This window comes from Streptomyces sp. NPDC051578, assembly GCF_044454045.1.
In the GTDB taxonomy this organism is placed as follows: Bacteria; Actinomycetota; Actinomycetes; order Streptomycetales; family Streptomycetaceae; genus Streptomyces.
Genome location: NZ_JBITDH010000003.1, coordinates 239,976 through 256,256, shown reverse-complemented (window position 1 = coordinate 256,256; position 16,281 = coordinate 239,976). Strand labels below are relative to the sequence as shown.

Here is a 16,281-nt window from a genome sequence, read left to right as displayed (position 1 = left end):
CTCGGGGCCGGCCTCGCCACCGGCGTCAACCGGTCCGCGTTTCCCGGTCACTACGGGAAGCGTGGTGCGGGTTTCGGGTAAAGAACGGCTTGCGTCTGGGTAGCATCCGGAAGCACCACCGTGAGGTATGAGGAAAGTGAGCCGCACATGGCCGACGAGCCTGTCACCACGCCCATCCACGACCTGTACGCGCAGCGGTTCGCCGCCGATCTCGAAACCAACCGCAAGGAACAGGCGGACCTCACCGCGCAGATCGAGGAACTCGAAGTACGCCTGAAGCAACTCAAATCGGACGAGAACTGGCTCTGCGGAGTGCAGGGCGTGCTTCCCCCCGCCGGTGCAGCCGAGGCCGCGGTCGCGGCGTCGGCGCCGACGGGCGCCGTTCCCCGGCCCCGCCGGGCGAAGAAGAGCACGGGCGGCGCGGCTCGGGCGAAGAAGGCCTCCGGTGCGGCAGTTCCCGCCCCGGAGGCCGAGGCCGCCCCTCGCAAGGCGGCCGCCCGCAAACCGGCGACCCGCAAGGCGGCCGCTGACAAGACGGCTGCCCGTAAGACGGCCGCTCGGACGTCCGCAGTCCGCACGTCCGCAGCCCGCACACCCGCCGCCCGCAAGCCCGATGCCGTCCTCCCCGGCGCCGAGAAGGCGGCCGGCACGGGCGCCGAGAAGCCGGCCAGGACGGAGGAACCCCCGCTGCGCGAACTCGTCCACGCCCTCCTCGTGCACGCCGCGGAACCCCGCATGGTGAGCGAGGTCACCGCCGAACTGGCGCAGGCGCACGCCGGCCGGAAGGCCTCCGGCCAGGTCGTCCGCAACACCCTGGAAGGACTGGTCAAGAAGGGCCAGGTCGAGAAGGAGAACCGCCAGGGTTCGGTGATGTACACCGCGGTCCGGCCCGCCGCGCGGACGGCGGTGTCCGATGAGGTCGCCCTCGCCGAAGCCGGCACGGAGCCCGCCACGGATCCGGCCACGGACACCGCCGCCACCGCCGCGCCGTAGTCGACGGGCGACCCCCGTCAGACCGGTTCGGTGCGGCCGAACAGCAGCGCGTAGCCGGGCGGCAGTCGGTCGAGCGCGCGCCGGAGAACGTCCGCGTCGACGACGTCGGCCACGGTACTGAGGACCGCGCCGCTGTCCCAGTGCGCGGTGTCGGGGGTCGCGCCCTCGATCAGGAGCGCGACCGCTTCCGCGAACTGCGGCGGGCCCAGCGGCGAGGTCGCCGGGACGGCGTCGAGGAGTGGCGGCGAGCAGGGGGCGGGGAGCTGGGCGGCGAGCTCCTGGCGCTCGGTGTCCCCCAGGTGGCCGCCCAGGGTGGCCAGCACCGCCCGGGTGGAACGCTCGGCTTCACGAGCGGTCGGATACTGGCCGCGTTCTTGGACCTGGGCCAGGTACTCGTCCCATGCGATCGCCACGGTGGGCCTCCTCGTCGTCTACGTGCTGTGTCGTGCTCGCTTACAGGGCGAGCCTGCCCCGGACCGCCCGCCGCAGCCTCCGGGAAGCGCATCCGTCTCGGCCCGGCCCCCGGACGTCACCCGTCCGGTGGAGGATCGCCGGCCGGCGACCGCTCAGGCGACGTGGGCCCTGACCTCCTCGTAGACCTTGGCGTCTACGGGGAAGGCCGTGTGCTGCACGCACCCGGTCTCGGTGTTCACCGCGCCGCTCAGGGCGACGGTGCTGCTGTCGGGGCTGATGATGCTGTCGCACTTCGACCACCAGGTGGCGTAGCGGGGTGAGCCCGGGGTCTCGTCGCCGGCGTTGAGCTCGCCGAGGAAGCGCGAGCCCGGGCGCATCTCGGCGCAGGACGCCCCGCCGCACAGCATCGCGGTGGCGGTGCCGTGATTGGGGCCCGCGAGGGAGACCCACGCGTCGACCTTGCGGTCCCCGCCGAGGTTCTTGAGGTAGTAGCGGGAGGAGAGGGATCCCATGGAATGGGTGACCAGGTCGACCTTGGCGGCGCCGGTGGCGGCGAGGACGCGGTCGATCTCGTCGGCGAGCTGGTGGGCGGTCGTGACGTTGGACTGGGAGGTCGGGTAGCTCCACTGGTCCAGGCGGCCGGCCGGCCAGCCGTCGGAGCGGAAGCGGTCGGCCATGGTGTTCCAGGTGGAACCGTCGCTGTTCCAGCCGTGTACGAAGACGATCGGATCGGGCCCGCCGGCCGCGGGCGCCGTCGGCACTGCGGCGGCCTGGGGGATGAACGCGGCGAAGGCGAGTGCGGCGGCGGGCAGGGCCCGCAAAAAATTGGGGTTCACGCCGCCAGGTTCTAGCGGAGCCGCCCGGACCGGTCGCGGGGTATGGCGGACCCGCTCACCCGACTGGACGCCGTCTTTCACCCGAGGAACGTTTCGCCGCGGCGCCGTCCCGGCGCGGGGGTTCACCTTCCGCCGCCTCGAAGTCACCGACGCCGTCTTCCGCCGCATCGTCCGGGACGGCCTGGCGCAGGGCACCCTGCGCGAGGTCACCGACGGGGTTGGCCCCCGGACGGCTGCGCGACGGCACTGTGAGCCCATCTCGCGCAGATCACCGCCCCACCGCACCCACCACCCCCACCGCCCTAACGGCGTCGGCGCCGCGGCCACCGCGGGGTGCCGTGGGCCTGACGCCGGCGGCGTGCCTCGCGTCGTGCAGGTCCCGACGCCTGCCACCTGCGGGCCAGCAGGATCACCGCGGAGGCCGCGAAGAGGGCCGCGGTGATCAGTAGCCAGCGTCCCAGGAAGGCGTCGGCCGGGAGCCCGGTGGCCGCGGTGTAGTGGCTGACACGGCCCAGGACCAACGGCCACCAGACCAGCAGCAGCAGCCCCGAGACGAAAGCCGGGATGCGTACGTAGTTCACGCTCGGCCAGGGCGCCTTCGGGAGTTGCGCGGCCCGGTCGAGCAGGGAGTACGCGGGGAGCAGCACGAGGTCGTGCAGGAGCGCCGCCCCGACGAACCACAGGGCCACGCCGACGGTGTCCCCCTTGAGCAGGCGCACGCCCGCGTAGGCGGTGAGGGCGAAGGAGGCCAGGACGAGCAGCAGGTGCAGCGGGGAGGCTCCGTAGCGTCGGCGGAACGCGGTCACGGCGCTCATGCCGGCTCTCCGAAAGTGAGGCGGGTGACCCATTTGGTGTTGTTGACGCCTGGGGCTCCGGGGACGATGACACGGGCGGGGTAGCCGTGGTCGGGCGAGAGGACGGCCCCGTTGACGCGCAGGGCGAGGAGCGAGCGGTGGTCGCGTACCTGGTTGTCCCTCAGAGCCACCGCGTTGAACGGCCCTGCCCGCTGAACCGATTCCACCAGGACCTGCGGGGCGTCCGTACCCGGCGTGACCAGTGCGGCCAGAGCAGTGAGCCGTACGCCGCTCCACAACTGGTCGGGGGTGGACCAGCCCTCCACGCAGGCGATGGGCAGGGCCGCCTCGTTCTGCTCCATGGCCAGCAGTTCGTCACGGGTCAGCACCACTTGGTGGCGGCCCGGGCCGCGTACGGTCAGCCGCCAGGCAGGACCGATGTCACCGGGCCGGATGCCGACGGAAGCCGCGGTCTTGTTGATCTGGAAGCCGTTCGGGCCGGAGCCGGGGTCCCGGCCGTGCGGGGCGAGCAGCGCGCTCCGGCGCGTCCAGCCGCCCACGCTCTGACCGGCCGTCACGGCGAACAGCGCCAGGGATCCGAGGCCGACCATGCCGACCGCCCCGCGGCGGGAGATGGTCGCCGCGGCCGGCCGGGGCGAGACCAGACCGGCCGCCTCCGGCGTGCCGGTGGCCGGCTGCGCGCCCGGGGCGCGTACGGCACGGACAGCTCGCGGCAGCCGCGAGGCGATGTGCACGACGAAGGCGCCGATGAACACCCACGCCCCGTAGAAGTGCAGGGTGTAGAAAGAGCCCGGGAAGACGTAGTGCAGCTGGACGTTGAGGATGCCGGTGGCGAACTCGAAGCCTGCGCCGCCCACCAGCAGGAGCAGTGACAGGCGCTCGATGCCGTGGCTGACCGACCGCACGGGCGGCCATTCGAACAGTTTGGGGATGACGGACCAGAGCTTCGCCAGCAGCACCGGAACGAGCACGATGCCGAGGACGACGTGCAGGCCCTGGGTCAGCCGGTAGAGCCAGTGCGGCGAGGTCGGCCAGGAGAACAGGTAGAAGCCCAGCCATCCCTTGCCGGGAGTCTGGTCGTTGACCGCTGCCAGGTCCGGGTTGTAGGCCGCGTACGACAGCAGGCCCGTCACGAACAGGAGGGTGACCCCGACCAGCAGCACGAGCCCGAACACGGCGGTCAGCCACGGTCCCCGCAGCGGGCTGCGCCAAAATTCGGGACGTGCGGGACCCGGCGGCGGGGCGACGGTCCGGCGGGCCGCAGGAGCGGGCCGCGGCCGGGGCGTGTGCCGCGGCCGGGGGGTGGGCCCGGGCGGGCCCTGCTTGCCGTCGTTCGCCTCCATCGGGCCACCTCCGCGTACGCGCTCACCGATCGTCGGGGAGACGATCCCGCACGGGAGGCCGGGGCGGGCCGGTGACACGCCCTCCGGGCACCGGTGGCCTCCGGACCATCCGGCTCACGCGGGGGCGGGCGGCCCGGCATGGCCGCCGTCCCGGACCGGCGTGAACGGGGGCCTGGCGCGGCCCCCTCCCCCGCGCCAGGCCCCCGTTCACGGCGGTCCGGGCCCGTCAGCGGCCGTCCGGTCCACCGCCCTCCCGGCGCCTGCGGCGACGCTGGCCGAGGGCTCCCGCCAAAGCGATCAAGCCTCCGGTCAGCGCGCCGGACACGAGGACGCGCAGCAGGTTTTCCATCTCGTACTCCCCCCTCAGGGCCAGGCGTGCAGGTGCCTGACCGGCCACGAACGGGGACACTAGCGACCTGCGGGCGGCCCGTCTTGGACGAATCTGACCTCGCCCCTCACAGTGCGACGGCTCCCTCGGCCACCCGGGCGGCGGCCATCCGGCCGGGAGTGGTCCCGGCCAGCTCCCGGAACTCGCGGTTGAGGTGGGCCTGGTCGTAGAAGCCGCAGGTGGCGGTGATTTCGGTGAGGTTCACGCCCTCGCGGGCGAGCATTCCCACGGCCCGGTGGAAGCGCAGTACACGGGCCGACGTCTTGGGCGTCAGACCGATCTGTTCGGTGAACCGGCGAACCAGGTGGCGCTGGCTCCAGCCGACCTCCGCCGCGAGCCGGCCGACCGGTATCGCACCGCCGGCGCGGGAGAGCAGTCGCCAGGCGTGGCCCACCTCGGGAGCGGGATCGGGGCCGCGTTCGATCCGGGCCGCCAGCGCCTCGTCCAGCAGGTCGAACCGGGCATCCCAGCTGCCGGCGGCCGCCAACCGCTCCACCAGCATCCGGGCTTCGGGGCCGAGGACGTCGCAGAGCCCGGCCACCGTGTTGGTCAACTCGCTCATCGGCACGGCGAACAGCCGGTAGGCGCCCAGCGGGGTCAGTTCGAGCCGGATCGCCTCCTGGCCACCGGGGTGGTCGCACACGCGGGGCCCGTCTTCCAGCCCGGCGACCAGCGAGCCGGTCACCGGGCTGCCCCGGCCCGTCTCCCCCACCCGGCGGACGTGGGCGAACGGCTCCCCCAGACTGATCAGCACGACCGCCCGGCCCGTCGGAACCAACCGCACCCGGTAGGGCGCGGCCGCCGCCTCCCAGTAGCCGGCGTAACTGTGCACGAACGGGCGCAGCCGGGGCGGCCACGGCCGGGTCACCCGCCACCGGTCACCCACCCGGGTCATCCGGACGCCCCGGCCGGGCGTGCCCGCCTCCAACGCCACTCGCATGTCCGCTCCCCTCCGGCGTGCCGGTGGCGTCAGCACGGGCCCGCCTCCCGCACCAGTCATGGTCAAGAAATCAGCCTAGACATGTCACGAACCTGCGGGACCGGTTTGCGCCGGTGCGCTCGATGCCCTGTCGAGGGGAGTGTTCGTGGACCTTCCGGCGACGAGTACGCGGAGATCCGCGGGGCGCCGGAGTCGGCGGCGCGGTACTGCACCGTACGGCGCGCCGACCGGCGGCCGACGACGTGACAACTGTCATTTCACACGTGTGACCGGGGGCCTCTGCCCCTGTGACCCGGCCCGGTTCAGAATGTGATCAACACCTTGACCACGGGGGAGAACATGAACGTCCTGAAGAAGAAGCCCGCACCGGCCGAAGCGATCGACACCACCGACACCGGCGTCCTGAGTCCTGCCGACTACCGCCTGCCGGTCTGGTTCTTCGGCTTCGAGGGCGTCCTCGCGGCCGCCTTCGACATCCTCAAGGCCTTCCCCTCGGCCTGGCCGGTGCTGCTGGTACTGCTGGCCGTCAACATCATCGTTTCGCTGACGATGATGCGGGGGCGGCTCAAGCTCGCCAAGGCCCTGTGGCGGGGCAAGGAAACCCGCAGGGTGGCCATCGCCCTGGTCCTCCTGCGGATCGGCAGCCACTTCGCCATGAACGCCCTGGGCATGACGATCACCTCCAGCCTCGGCCACATATTCTTCGCCGTGGTCATGGCGGCGACCACGGTCGGCCTGCTCGCCTATTCCCAGCACACAGCCATCCGCACCCTCACCACCGCTTCCGCCGGCACCTCCGCGCACTGAACGGGGCCGCCCGTCGCGCCGGCTGCGGAGCCGGCGGTCGGGCGGTGGTCGGGCGGTGGTCGGGCGGTGGTCGGGCGGTGGGCCGCTTCCGAGCAGCCCGCCGGCTCGCCCGCGCGTCAGGCTGCGCTGTTCCAGGCGGTCGTCAGGCCATCCAGCCACGCGGGCGGCAGTTCCGCGGCGTCCCATTCCTCCCGCAGGGCCCGCGGTACGGCGAGGAGCCGCTCCAGCACGGCGATGCTCGTGGCCGAGTGCAGCAGCGAATAGCGGCCGTGCACCGCGGTGGCGCTGCCCGGGCCGAACTCCGCGAACAGCCGCTCCAGCCGTTCCCGGTGGAATCCGGCGAACTCCGCAAGCCGTCCGGGGTACCCGGCCCGCTGCCGGGGGCTCATCGTGGCCAGGACGGCGGCGAGCACCTCTTCGGTCACCTCCGGATCCAGCTCCGAGACCGCGGTGTACGTCAGGTACAGGGGTGTCAGCGCCACCCGCGCCCGCTCCACCTCCATCCGGCCGGCCCTGGGATGCTCCCCGGCCGCGCCCGGCTCCTCGTCCGCCCCCACCACCTGCAGCAGCGTCCGCTCGGCCACGACGCCGAGCTCCTCCAAGAGGTGTCCGGCGCCGTCGAGCCAGCCCGATGCGTACTCCTCGCCCTTGTCACCGGGTACGCTCCGGCCCCGGCCCCGCAGCTCCTCGTGGGCGAGAGCCAGCGCACCCGCCTCGACCAGCCCGATCAGCTCCCTCGCGTCGTCCGAAGGGACCCCGGCCCGGGCGAGGAGCTGAAGCAGCGTCGTCCTCGCGTTGTCGACGCTGACCTCGTCCAGCCACTGCCGTCCCTCGTCGGCCGCGCTCATCGGTTCCTCCTCATCGCTCGGGTGGTGCGGTGTGTGCAACGAGACCGCTCCCCTCTTCCAACGGTCCAACGCCCGACGGCCGGGCCGTGCTCCCGGCCCCTGTCCGACCACGGCCTCGCGCCCCGTCCACCCGGCGAGCCGGCGGACGGGGCGGCACAGGTGCGCAAGGGCGACGCCGCGGCAACCGGTCCCGATCACCGTCGACGGCGGCAAAGACTACCCAGCCGATCGGGCCGCCCGGTCAACGGGGAAATCGTCAGCGCCGGGCCTACGGTGCGTTCGAGATGCCGAGCCCGCACGTGCCCGGACGAGCCCGGACAGCCGCCTGCTGGTCAGCGGCGCCGATTGGACCTTCCGCCGAGGCGATTCGGTACCCATGGTCAGGAAAGCACATTGCGTGCAGGCGGGTTGAACCATTGGATTGCCTTCCGCGACCTTGCTCCGAATGAACGGACCCCGACCCCGGCATCCAGGGAACCCGGCTCCAGAAGGAAACCCATGGCATCCATGCCCGCCGGCCGCACCCCCCGGCCCGAGGAGTCCGCCGACCACTACCGGTCGCCCGGGCAGTGGCCCCGGAACACCCTGGATGACCTGTTGCGGGCCTGGTCCCTGCGGTACGGGCCGCGGACCGCGCTCGTGCACGGCGACACCCCCACCACGTACGCGCGCCTCAACCGGCGGGTCGACCGCGTGGCCGCCGGATTCCGGCTGCGCGGCCTGCGGCCCGGGCAACGCGTCGTCGTCCAGCTGCCGAACGTTCCCGAGTTCGTCGTCACGGTGATCGCGCTGATGCGCGCCGGCGCGGTCCCCGTGTTCTGTCCGCTGCCGCACCCGGCGCCCGAGGTGTCCCGCCTCGTGCGGGTCACCGAGGCGGTCGGCTACGTCGGCCCCGCGACGTACCAGGGCTTCGACCACACGGCGATGGCCGCCGACATGGCGGCCGGAACACCGCTCCTGCGGCGGGTGTTCACCTTCGAGGCGCCGGGCGAGGAGTCCCCGTACGGCGGCTTTTCGACCGACCCGCCAGCGGTGCTCCCGGACGCCGCGAAGGTCGTACCGGGTGTAGTCCCCCGCCCCACATCAGCTGTCCAGCCCGAGCGAGTCGATGCGCCCGCCGTGCACGGGGCCGGTGCTGTATTCGCTCGCCAGGAACCGCACTCCGAGCATGGCCTCCATCGCGCACCCCCGTACCCGAGCGGCCCACTGCCCCTGCGCGTTCCGGTTTGCGCCCCCGTGGTCGGCAACGGATCGTCATCGACTCTCCGTAACCAGCACCGAACCAGCACGGGGCGGGTCACGAGGGGTGCCGACGTGGGGTTTTGGGTCAGCACCAAACCAGCACGGGCTTCAGTACCGCACCACCGTAACGGGCGGAATTCCGCAAATCCGGCGCGATCTGGGAGGGGTGCCTCCCGGGGTGAGAATGGGCCCTCGACTGCCATGTGGTGGTGCGCGACACATGATGGCGGCCCATTGTGATGGACCGCCACATATGCCGCTGACCTGGCGACTTCTACGTTGTGGCGACACCCGACCGTCCCCGCAGACCTCCTGGAAGTGGTGTTCATGGCCTCCCCCGAGACCGCTCCCCCGACCGCCGGATCCATCAAGAGAATCGTCGCCGCCAGCCTCATCGGGACCACCATCGAGTGGTACGACTTCTTCCTGTACGGCAGCGCCGCCGCGCTCGTGTTCAACAAGCTGTTCTTCCCGACCGCCGACCCGCTCACCGGGACGTTGATCGCCTTCATCACCTACGCCATCGGCTTCCTGGCCCGGCCCCTCGGCGGGGTCGTCTTCGGGCACTTCGGGGACAAGGTCGGGCGCAAGAAGCTGCTCGTGCTCAGCCTGCTGCTGATGGGTGGCGCCACCTTCGCGATGGGGCTGCTGCCCACCTACGCGGGCATCGGCGTCGGGGCGCCGGTGCTGCTGACGGTGCTGCGGCTGGTGCAGGGGTTCGCGCTGGGCGGCGAGTGGGGCGGCGCGGTGCTGATCGTCTCCGAGCACGGCGGCGACGAGCACCGGGGGTTCTGGGCCTCGTGGCCGCAGTCCGGCGCGCCCGGCGGCAACCTGCTCGCCACCGGCGTGCTGGCGCTGCTGGCGTCCGTGCAGTCGGAGGAGGCCTTCCTCGCGTGGGGATGGCGCATCCCGTTCCTGCTGTCGGGCGTGCTGGTGGCGGCCGGTCTGTGGATCCGGATCTCGGTTGCGGAGTCCCCCGTCTTCCTCGCCGCGCAGGCCCGGGCGCGGAAGGAGGAGGGGGCGGGCAAGGACAAGGCCCCCGTGGTCGAGGTGTTCCGCAGGAGCTGGCGCGAGGTGCTGACGGCCATCGGCACCCGGTTCGGGGAGAACATCTCGTACTACGTCCTGACCTCCTTCCTCCTCGTCTACGTCACCACCCACCTCGGCCTGCCCAAGAGCAGCGCGCTGAACGCCGTACTGATCGGTTCGGCCGTCCACTTCGTCGCCATCCCCGCCTGGGGTGCGCTGTCGGACCGGATCGGCCGCCGGCCGGTGACGCTGCTCGGCTCGGCGGGCATGGCCGTCTGGGCGTTCGCCTTCTTCGTCCTGGTCGACTCGCGGTCCTTCGCGGTCATCACGGTGGCGGTCACCGCGGGTCTGCTGCTGCACGGCGCGATGTACGGGCCGCAAGCGGCATTCATCTCGGAGATGTTCGACACCGATGTCCGCTACTCCGGCGCCTCCATGGGCTCCCAGCTCGCCTCGATCGTCGCGGGGGCGCTGGCCCCGATCATCGCCGTCGAGCTGCTCAAGGACTACGACTCCTCCCTCCCGGTCTCCGTCTACCTCTGCGGCGCGGCCGTGGTCACCACATTCACGGTGGCGTTCGCGAGGGAGACCCGCGGCCGGAACCTGGCGGCGTACGGACGGGGTTCGTCCGCCACCGTCCCCGTACCCGGCCGGCGAGCCGCCGCCGCGGGGACGGGCCGGCCGTCCGACGCGGCCTGACCGCGGAGCCGGGGAATCGGGCCTCCCCCGTCGCAGGCCCGTCGGAAGGGCTGTCAGCATGGGCCGCGTGAACGATGCCTCCAGCACCCGCCCTCCCCTCGACAACCCGGTGGCGGCCGCGCTCCGCGCGCTGCTCGGCCTGCTGGCCGAGGGGGCGCCGGCCGAGCGGTTCGCGGCGGCCGCCCGGGGAGCGCGCAGCGGCGGCGCCGACCCGGCGGAGCTCGCCTTCGTGGAGGACGCCACCCGCGTGGCGCTGGACATCAGGCGGACCCTGGGTCAGCACCGGCGCCGGGAGGCGGAGTTGACCGCGCTGTTCGACACGGCCGGGGACCTCGCCGCCCTGCGCGACCTGGACGCCGTACTGCGGGCGATCGTCCGCAGGGCGAGGACCCTGTTGGGTACCGACGTCGCCTACCTCACCCTCAACGACCCCGCGGCGGGCGACACGTTCATGCGCGTCACGGACGGCTCCGTCTCCGCCGCCTTCCAGCAGCTGCGCCTCGGCATGGGCGAGGGGCTCGGCGGTCTCGTGGCGCAGACGGCCCGGCCCTACGCCTCCAGCGACTACGGTGCGGACGGCCGGTTCAAACACACCGCGGCCATCGACCGGGGCGTCGGCGAGGAGGGGCTGCGGGGCATCCTGGGCGTCCCGCTGCGCGTGGGGACGCGGGTGATCGGCGTGCTGTACGCGGCGGACCGCGCCGTCCGGGCCTTCGCCCCCGACGCGGTCGCGCTGCTGTCCTCGCTCGCCGACCACGCCGCTGTCGCCATCGACGGGGCCCGGCTGCTGGAGGAGACCCGGGCGGCGCTCGTCGAACTGGGCGGGGCCAACGAGACGATCCGCGCCCACAGCGAGGCGATGCGCCTGGCCACCGAAACCCACGACCGGCTCACCGATCTCGTGCTGCGCGGCGGCGACGTGGGCGATCTCGCGCGGGACGTCGCGGGCCTGCTCAGCGGCGGCATCGTGGTCCACGACGCCGACGGCACCGAACTGGCCCGGGTCCGCGCCGACCCGCTCGCCGCGCCGGTGCGGGGGGTGGCGGACTCGCGTACCGGCGGGCGCGCCGTCTCCGTGGACGGCGTCTGGGTCTGGGCGGTCATGGCGGGCCCCGAGCTCCTCGGCAGCGTCGCCCTGACCGGCCGGCCCGGCCTCACCGACTCCGAACGGCGCCTGTTCGAGCGGGCCGGCCTGGTCACGGCCCTGCTGCTGCTGTTGCGGCGTTCCATAGCGGAGGCCGAGGACCGGGTGCGCGGCGAACTGCTCAACGACCTGCTGACCCCTGAGGGGGCGGGCCGGGTCGACGACGGGGCGAGCCGGCGGATCAGGGCCCGCCGGCTGGGCCTGGACCTGTCCCGGCCGCAGGCGGTGCTGGTGCTCCAGTGCGACCCGGCGGCCCGGGGCCGTGTGGCGTCGGAGGCCGCCCGCCGGGCCCGCGCCGCCCGGGGGCTGTCCGGCGTGCATGAGGGGCTCGTCGTGATGGTGGTCCCGGCGGAGCGTCGGGGGGCGGTCCCGGCGCAGCGCCCGGGCGCCGCCCCGACCGAGCGCCCGGCGGCGACCCCGGCCGAGCGTCCCGGGGACTTGGCCCGCTCGCTGGCCGCCGAGCTGGGGCTCGCGCTCGGCACGCCGGTGACGGTGGGCGCGGCCGGCCCCGCCGACCGGCCTGGCGCGCTGCCGGCCGTGTACGCGGAGGCCCTGAGGTGCGTCGAGGCCCTGCGCACCCTCGGGCGCCCCGGCCAGGGCGCCGCCCTCACCGAGCTGGGGTTCCTCGGCGTGCTGCTCGGCGACCGCGCCGATGTGAGCGGCTACGTCGAGCGGGTGCTTGGCCCCGTCATCGCGTACGACGCCCAGCGCGGCACCGAGCTCGTCCGTACGCTGGACGCCTACTTCGCCCACGGCGCGAGCCTGTCCAAGGCGAAGGACGCCCTGCACGTCCACGTCAATACGGTGGTGCAGCGGCTGGACCGGATCCGCCGCCTCCTGGGTGACGACTGGAACGCCCCGGCTGCCGCCCTGGAGCTCCAGCTGGCCTTGCGTCTGTACCGTCTGACCTCGTGACTCACCGGTGAGCTATGTTTGATCACGAGTGGCATGAGAAGGAGGCCCGTCGGTGTCATCGGGGCAGCAGGAACGCGCTCAGGCGGCCGCCATCACGCCGGGCGGACAGGCCGCGGAGCACGAGCGCGCCCCCGCCGACCGGGTCCGGGCGCTGTTCGACGGGCACCCCCTGTCCCCCGGTCAGCGGCGGATCGCCCAGTACCTGATAGACCACCTCACCGAGGCCGCGTTCCTCTCGATCACCGAACTCGCGGAACGGGTCGGGGTGAGCCAGCCGTCCGTGACCCGTTTCGCGGCGTCGCTGGGTTTCAGCGGATATCCCGCCCTGCGTGAGGTGTTGCAGCCGATCGCGCTGAACGCGGTCGCCGGCCATCAGGAGAGCCGGGAGCAGATCCGCCACAACGAGCTCCAGGCGGCGGTGGACGCGGAGATCGAGAACCTGGAGAACGTGCGCAGGCTGCTGGCCGACACCGATCAGATCCTGGACATCGGCCGGGACCTGGCCCAGTCGGTCCCCTTGACCGTGCTCGGCCTGCGCATCTCCGTCTCCCTCGCGGAGTACTTCGCCTACGCGGCCCGGCGCATCCACCCCGACGTGCGCCTGGTGACGGGCGGGGGCAGCGTCGCCTACGACGCGCTGCTCCAGGCCCGCGCGGCGGGCGGCACCTGGGTGCTGGCCTTCGCCATGCCCCGGCACGCGAAGGAGACCCTGGCCGCTGTGCGGACGGCCCGCGGCGCCGGGCTGCGCGTGGTGCTGATCACCGATCCGACGCTGGGGCCCCTGGTGGAGGAGGCCGACGTGGTGCTCACCGCGGGCACCGGATCGCGGCTGGTTTTCGACTCGTACGCGGCGCCCGGGGTGTTGTCGGCGGCCCTCCTGCAAGCGATGGCCGATGCGGACCCGGAGCGGACGCAGGCGCGCCTCGAAGGCTATGAACAGGCCGCTGACCTGCACGGATTCTTCCTCTAGAGCGGAAGTTGAAGCTCCTTTTCCGGATGAAACCGTTCGCGTGAGAGACGCATGAATTTTTTCATACGCTTGCTTACTCGACGGTATATATGTTTACTGAGGCGCGGCCGGAATCCACCAGATGCCGGGGAGAGCGACCCCACGCCCTCCCGAGCGAGCACCCAGCAGCGAGCGACTCCTCCTCACGCCCGCTTCCGGGTACCCGATCCGGGCTTTCGGATCCCGTAGACCGCCGTGGCGGCCTCGATCAACCCCTGGGTCGAGGCCGCCCACCCCCTCTCGATCAGAGTTCGACACCACTCGGAAGCGACGAGAATGCCCCAGACGGCCTCTGCCACCCTCAGCCCGGACTGGCCCTGTCAGGTCAAGGCCCCCGGAAGTCACGACTGGGAACGCACCGCCATCCGCTGGCTGCGCGACCTGCTGCCGGCCCGTTACGCGGCGTACTCGACGCTCAACCGCCATCCCGTCCTCCTCACCCGGCACGCGCGCATCCAGCTCCAGCACGAGATGCGCGCGGTGCGGGTGGCCCTGGAGACCTGCCGGGCCGAGCTGCCCTCGCTGGGCGTCGCCGAGGCCGTCATCGAGAACACCATCCGGATGTACGCCGTCGAACTCGACCAACTCGCCCGCCTGGCCCGCGGCGTCCGCCTGATCACCGACGCCCTCCTCGTCAACGGGGCACCCCGCCGCCGCTAGGCCGTTCGCGGCAGCGTCGCCACCAGGCGGGCGCCGCCCCCGGGGGCGTCCTGGACCGAGAGGGAGCCGCCCAGACCCGAGGCGATGTCACGGGCTATCGCCAGCCCGAGGCCCGACCCTCCTTCGTCCCGGCTGCGGGCGTCATCGAGCCGCGTGAAGCGTTCGAAGACCCGTTCCCGGTCCGCCTCCGCGATACCGGGCCCGTCGTCGGACACCTCCAGCACCGCCACCCCCCGCTCCTCGTCCACCCGGAGGGACAGCGACACCCGCCCGGCGGCGTGGCGTTGCGCGTTGTCCAGCAGGTTCCTGACGAGCCGGGACAGCCACAGGGTGCTGCCGCGCACGGTCACTCCCGGGGCGAGCTGCGCCTCCACCGGGAAACGGTCGCCCCCGCGCGGGCGCGCCGCCTCCCGGGCGACCGCGGTGAGGTCGACCGGGGCGGCCGGAGCGGGCTCGGCGGTGTCCAGCCGCGCCAGCAGGAGCAGGTCCGCCGCCAGGTCCTGCAGCCGGACCGTGTCCTCCAGAGCGCCGCTGACCAGCTCGCCCCACAGGGCCGGGTCGGGATGCGCCCGCGCGACCTCCAACTGCGTGCGGAGCACCGTGATGGGGCTGCGCAGTTCGTGCGAGGCGTCCGCGATGAACTGCCGCTGGCGGATCCCCGCGGCTTCGAGCCGGTCCAGGGTCGCGTTCACCGTCACCGCCAGCCGGGCCACTTCGTCCTGGCTCGGCGGCACCGGCACCCGACGGTGCAGGTCGCGTTCGCTGATCTCCGCCACCTCCGCGCGGATCGCCTCGACGGGCCGCAGCGCCCAGCCGGTCACGCGCCAGGTGACGAGGGCCACGGTCAGGACGAGCAGCGGCACCATGACCGCCAGTGCGGCGGTGATCATGTCCCCGGCCGCGTCGGCCTGCCGCAGCGAGGTGCCCGCGTAGACGGTGACCAGCCCGACGCGGTGGCGGTGGTGACCTGTACGACGCGCTGACGGTGCTCCTCGCGCATCGGACGGCCGTTCCACGTGTCCCGGACCGTTCCGGGCCGTGCGGGGCGGACCCCGGAAAGGGCGGGACGGCCGGCGAGGTTGGGGCTCGCCGCCAGCACCCGGCCCCCGGCGTCCACGACCTGGAGGAAGTCCGTTCCGCGCCCGGCGGCCAGCACGGGGTCCAGCCGGCCTCCCGCCGCCATCCCCGCGGTGGCCACTGCCTGCCGCTCGGCGTCGGCCTGGGCGCTGCGCACCAGGTTCCCGTGGAGCAGCCCGATCAGCCCGAAGGAGACCGCCCCGAGGGCGACGGCGACCACGGCGGACGCGCCGAGCGTCGCCCGGGCGCGTACGGAACGGGGCCGCAGTCCGCCGGCCGGGAGCCGGCGTACGGCGAGGGCCCGCGCGCGCAGCCGGGCGCCCGGGCGGGACGTCCGCTCAGCCACCGTCGGCCGCCAGCCGGTAACCGGCGCCGCGCACCGTCTCCACCGCGGCCCGCCCGAAGGGTGCGTCGATCTTCCGGCGCAGGGCGCTGACGTGGACCTCCACGACGTTCAGGTCACCGTCGTAGGCGGCGTCCCACACGTTCTCCAGGATCTCGCGCTTGGACACCACCTCCCCGGGCCGCCGAGCCAGGTACTGGAGCACCGCGAACTCCCGCGAGGTCAGGCGCACTTCGGTCCCGCCACGCGTGCACCGTTGCGCGGCCGGGTCGACCACCAGGTCCCCGAGGGTCATCGTGTGGGGGCGGCGGCGGCCGGTGCGCCGGACCAGCGCGCGCAGCCGGGCCACCAGGACGACGTAGGAGAACGGCTTGGACAGGAAGTCGTCCGCGCCGGTGTCCAGGGCTTCGGCCTCGTCGTACTCGCCGTCCTTCGCGGTGAGCATCAAGATGCCCGACTCGCAGCCCGCCGCGCGCAGCCGGGCGCAGACCCGGTAGCCGTTGAGGCCCGGAAGCATGATGTCGAGCACGATGGCGTCGTAGTCGTGCTCGGCGGCCAGCCACAGCCCCTGGGTGCCGTCGTGGGCGACGTCCACCGTGAAGCCCTCGGCTCCGAGCCCCCGCTGCAGGGCGGCGGCCAGCCGCCGCTCGTCCTCGACCACCAGTACGCGCACGGGTCAAGGTTCGCAGGTCGCCACGCGCGGTTGCTGAAGAGGTCTTCAGCTCGCTTCAGCGCAGCTTCAGCATGCGCGGCGCACGATTGCCCTGCCGGGCGGAGCG

At 73.1% G+C, this 16,281-nt stretch carries 15 protein-coding genes and 2 pseudogenes; 7 read left to right on the top strand and 10 right to left on the bottom strand.

Going from position 1 to position 16,281, the window contains the following annotated elements; all coding sequences use genetic code 11:
• Positions 1 to 147 precede the first annotated feature (147 nt).
• The gene (locus ACIA6C_RS17225) at positions 148 to 993 is read left to right on the top strand and encodes a hypothetical protein (RefSeq protein WP_399276633.1); all 846 of its coding nucleotides are present in this window, start codon (positions 148 to 150) and stop codon (positions 991 to 993) included.
• A gap of 17 nt (positions 994 to 1,010) precedes the next feature.
• On the opposite strand, the gene ACIA6C_RS17220 is transcribed toward ACIA6C_RS17225, so the two are convergent.
• The 5 genes from ACIA6C_RS17220 to ACIA6C_RS17200 form a co-directional block, all read right to left on the bottom strand.
• The gene (locus ACIA6C_RS17220; protein WP_361126144.1) at positions 1,011 to 1,406 is read right to left on the bottom strand and encodes a DUF2267 domain-containing protein; all 396 of its coding nucleotides are present in this window, start codon (positions 1,404 to 1,406) and stop codon (positions 1,011 to 1,013) included.
• 153 nt (positions 1,407 to 1,559) lie between these two features.
• The gene (locus ACIA6C_RS17215) at positions 1,560 to 2,243 is read right to left on the bottom strand and encodes an esterase/lipase family protein (protein ID WP_399276631.1); all 684 of its coding nucleotides are present in this window, start codon (positions 2,241 to 2,243) and stop codon (positions 1,560 to 1,562) included.
• 302 nt (positions 2,244 to 2,545) lie between these two features.
• Positions 2,546 to 3,058: a hypothetical protein gene (locus ACIA6C_RS17210; protein ID WP_399276629.1), complete on the bottom strand. Its 513-nt coding sequence runs from the start codon at positions 3,056 to 3,058 to the stop codon at positions 2,546 to 2,548.
• Entirely contained in the window at positions 3,055 to 4,401 is a 1,347-nt protein-coding gene (locus tag ACIA6C_RS17205; protein ID WP_399276628.1) for a molybdopterin-dependent oxidoreductase, read from the bottom strand. The genes ACIA6C_RS17210 and ACIA6C_RS17205 overlap by 4 nt, the downstream gene beginning before the upstream one ends.
• 455 nt (positions 4,402 to 4,856) lie before the next feature.
• Positions 4,857 to 5,729 (bottom strand): helix-turn-helix domain-containing protein, encoded by an 873-nt coding sequence (locus ACIA6C_RS17200; protein WP_399276626.1) that lies wholly within the window; start codon positions 5,727 to 5,729, stop codon positions 4,857 to 4,859.
• Between the two features lie 339 nt (positions 5,730 to 6,068).
• On the opposite strand from ACIA6C_RS17200, the gene ACIA6C_RS17195 reads away from it, so the two are divergent.
• On the top strand, positions 6,069 to 6,536 hold the full coding sequence (locus ACIA6C_RS17195; protein WP_399276624.1) for a hypothetical protein: 468 nt from the start codon (positions 6,069 to 6,071) through the stop codon (positions 6,534 to 6,536).
• A 116-nt stretch (positions 6,537 to 6,652) separates the two neighbouring features.
• Here ACIA6C_RS17195 and ACIA6C_RS17190 read toward each other — a convergent pair whose 3' ends face one another.
• Positions 6,653 to 7,384 carry a hypothetical protein gene (locus ACIA6C_RS17190; RefSeq protein WP_399276622.1) on the bottom strand — a complete coding sequence of 244 codons (732 nt, stop codon included), beginning with the start codon at positions 7,382 to 7,384 and terminating at the stop codon, positions 6,653 to 6,655.
• 498 nt (positions 7,385 to 7,882) lie between these two features.
• On the opposite strand from ACIA6C_RS17190, the pseudogene ACIA6C_RS17185 reads away from it, so the two are divergent.
• Positions 7,883 to 8,296, top strand: a pseudogene (locus tag ACIA6C_RS17185) (AMP-binding protein); the annotation flags it as partial.
• 177 nt (positions 8,297 to 8,473) lie between these two features.
• Here the strand turns inward: ACIA6C_RS17185 and ACIA6C_RS17180 are convergent.
• Positions 8,474 to 8,563: pseudogene (locus ACIA6C_RS17180) on the bottom strand (transporter); the annotation flags it as partial.
• A 390-nt stretch (positions 8,564 to 8,953) separates the two neighbouring features.
• On the opposite strand from ACIA6C_RS17180, the gene ACIA6C_RS17175 reads away from it, so the two are divergent.
• From ACIA6C_RS17175 to ACIA6C_RS17160, 4 genes are all read left to right on the top strand, one after another.
• Positions 8,954 to 10,354 carry an MFS transporter gene (locus ACIA6C_RS17175; protein ID WP_399276620.1) on the top strand — a complete coding sequence of 467 codons (1,401 nt, stop codon included), beginning with the start codon at positions 8,954 to 8,956 and terminating at the stop codon, positions 10,352 to 10,354.
• Between the two features lie 58 nt (positions 10,355 to 10,412).
• Positions 10,413 to 12,413 (top strand): helix-turn-helix domain-containing protein, encoded by a 2,001-nt coding sequence (locus tag ACIA6C_RS17170; protein WP_399276618.1) that lies wholly within the window; start codon positions 10,413 to 10,415, stop codon positions 12,411 to 12,413.
• A gap of 52 nt (positions 12,414 to 12,465) precedes the next feature.
• Positions 12,466 to 13,383, top strand: a complete 918-nt coding sequence (locus tag ACIA6C_RS17165) for a MurR/RpiR family transcriptional regulator (RefSeq protein ID WP_399276616.1) — start codon at positions 12,466 to 12,468, stop codon at positions 13,381 to 13,383.
• A 315-nt stretch (positions 13,384 to 13,698) separates the two neighbouring features.
• Complete coding sequence (locus tag ACIA6C_RS17160; protein WP_366079542.1) at positions 13,699 to 14,082, top strand: hypothetical protein; 384 nt, start codon at positions 13,699 to 13,701, stop codon at positions 14,080 to 14,082.
• Here the strand turns inward: ACIA6C_RS17160 and ACIA6C_RS17155 are convergent.
• The 3 genes from ACIA6C_RS17155 to ACIA6C_RS17145 are packed head-to-tail and all read right to left on the bottom strand — an operon-like array spanning position 14,079 to position 16,175.
• Entirely contained in the window at positions 14,079 to 14,972 is an 894-nt protein-coding gene (locus ACIA6C_RS17155; RefSeq protein WP_399276613.1) for a sensor histidine kinase, read from the bottom strand. The genes ACIA6C_RS17160 and ACIA6C_RS17155 overlap by 4 nt on opposite strands.
• Complete coding sequence (locus ACIA6C_RS17150; RefSeq protein ID WP_399276611.1) at positions 14,969 to 15,505, bottom strand: hypothetical protein; 537 nt, start codon at positions 15,503 to 15,505, stop codon at positions 14,969 to 14,971. The genes ACIA6C_RS17155 and ACIA6C_RS17150 overlap by 4 nt, the downstream gene beginning before the upstream one ends.
• Positions 15,498 to 16,175: a response regulator transcription factor gene (locus tag ACIA6C_RS17145; RefSeq protein ID WP_399276609.1), complete on the bottom strand. Its 678-nt coding sequence runs from the start codon at positions 16,173 to 16,175 to the stop codon at positions 15,498 to 15,500. The genes ACIA6C_RS17150 and ACIA6C_RS17145 overlap by 8 nt, the downstream gene beginning before the upstream one ends.
• Between the last annotated feature and the right edge of the window lie 106 nt (positions 16,176 to 16,281).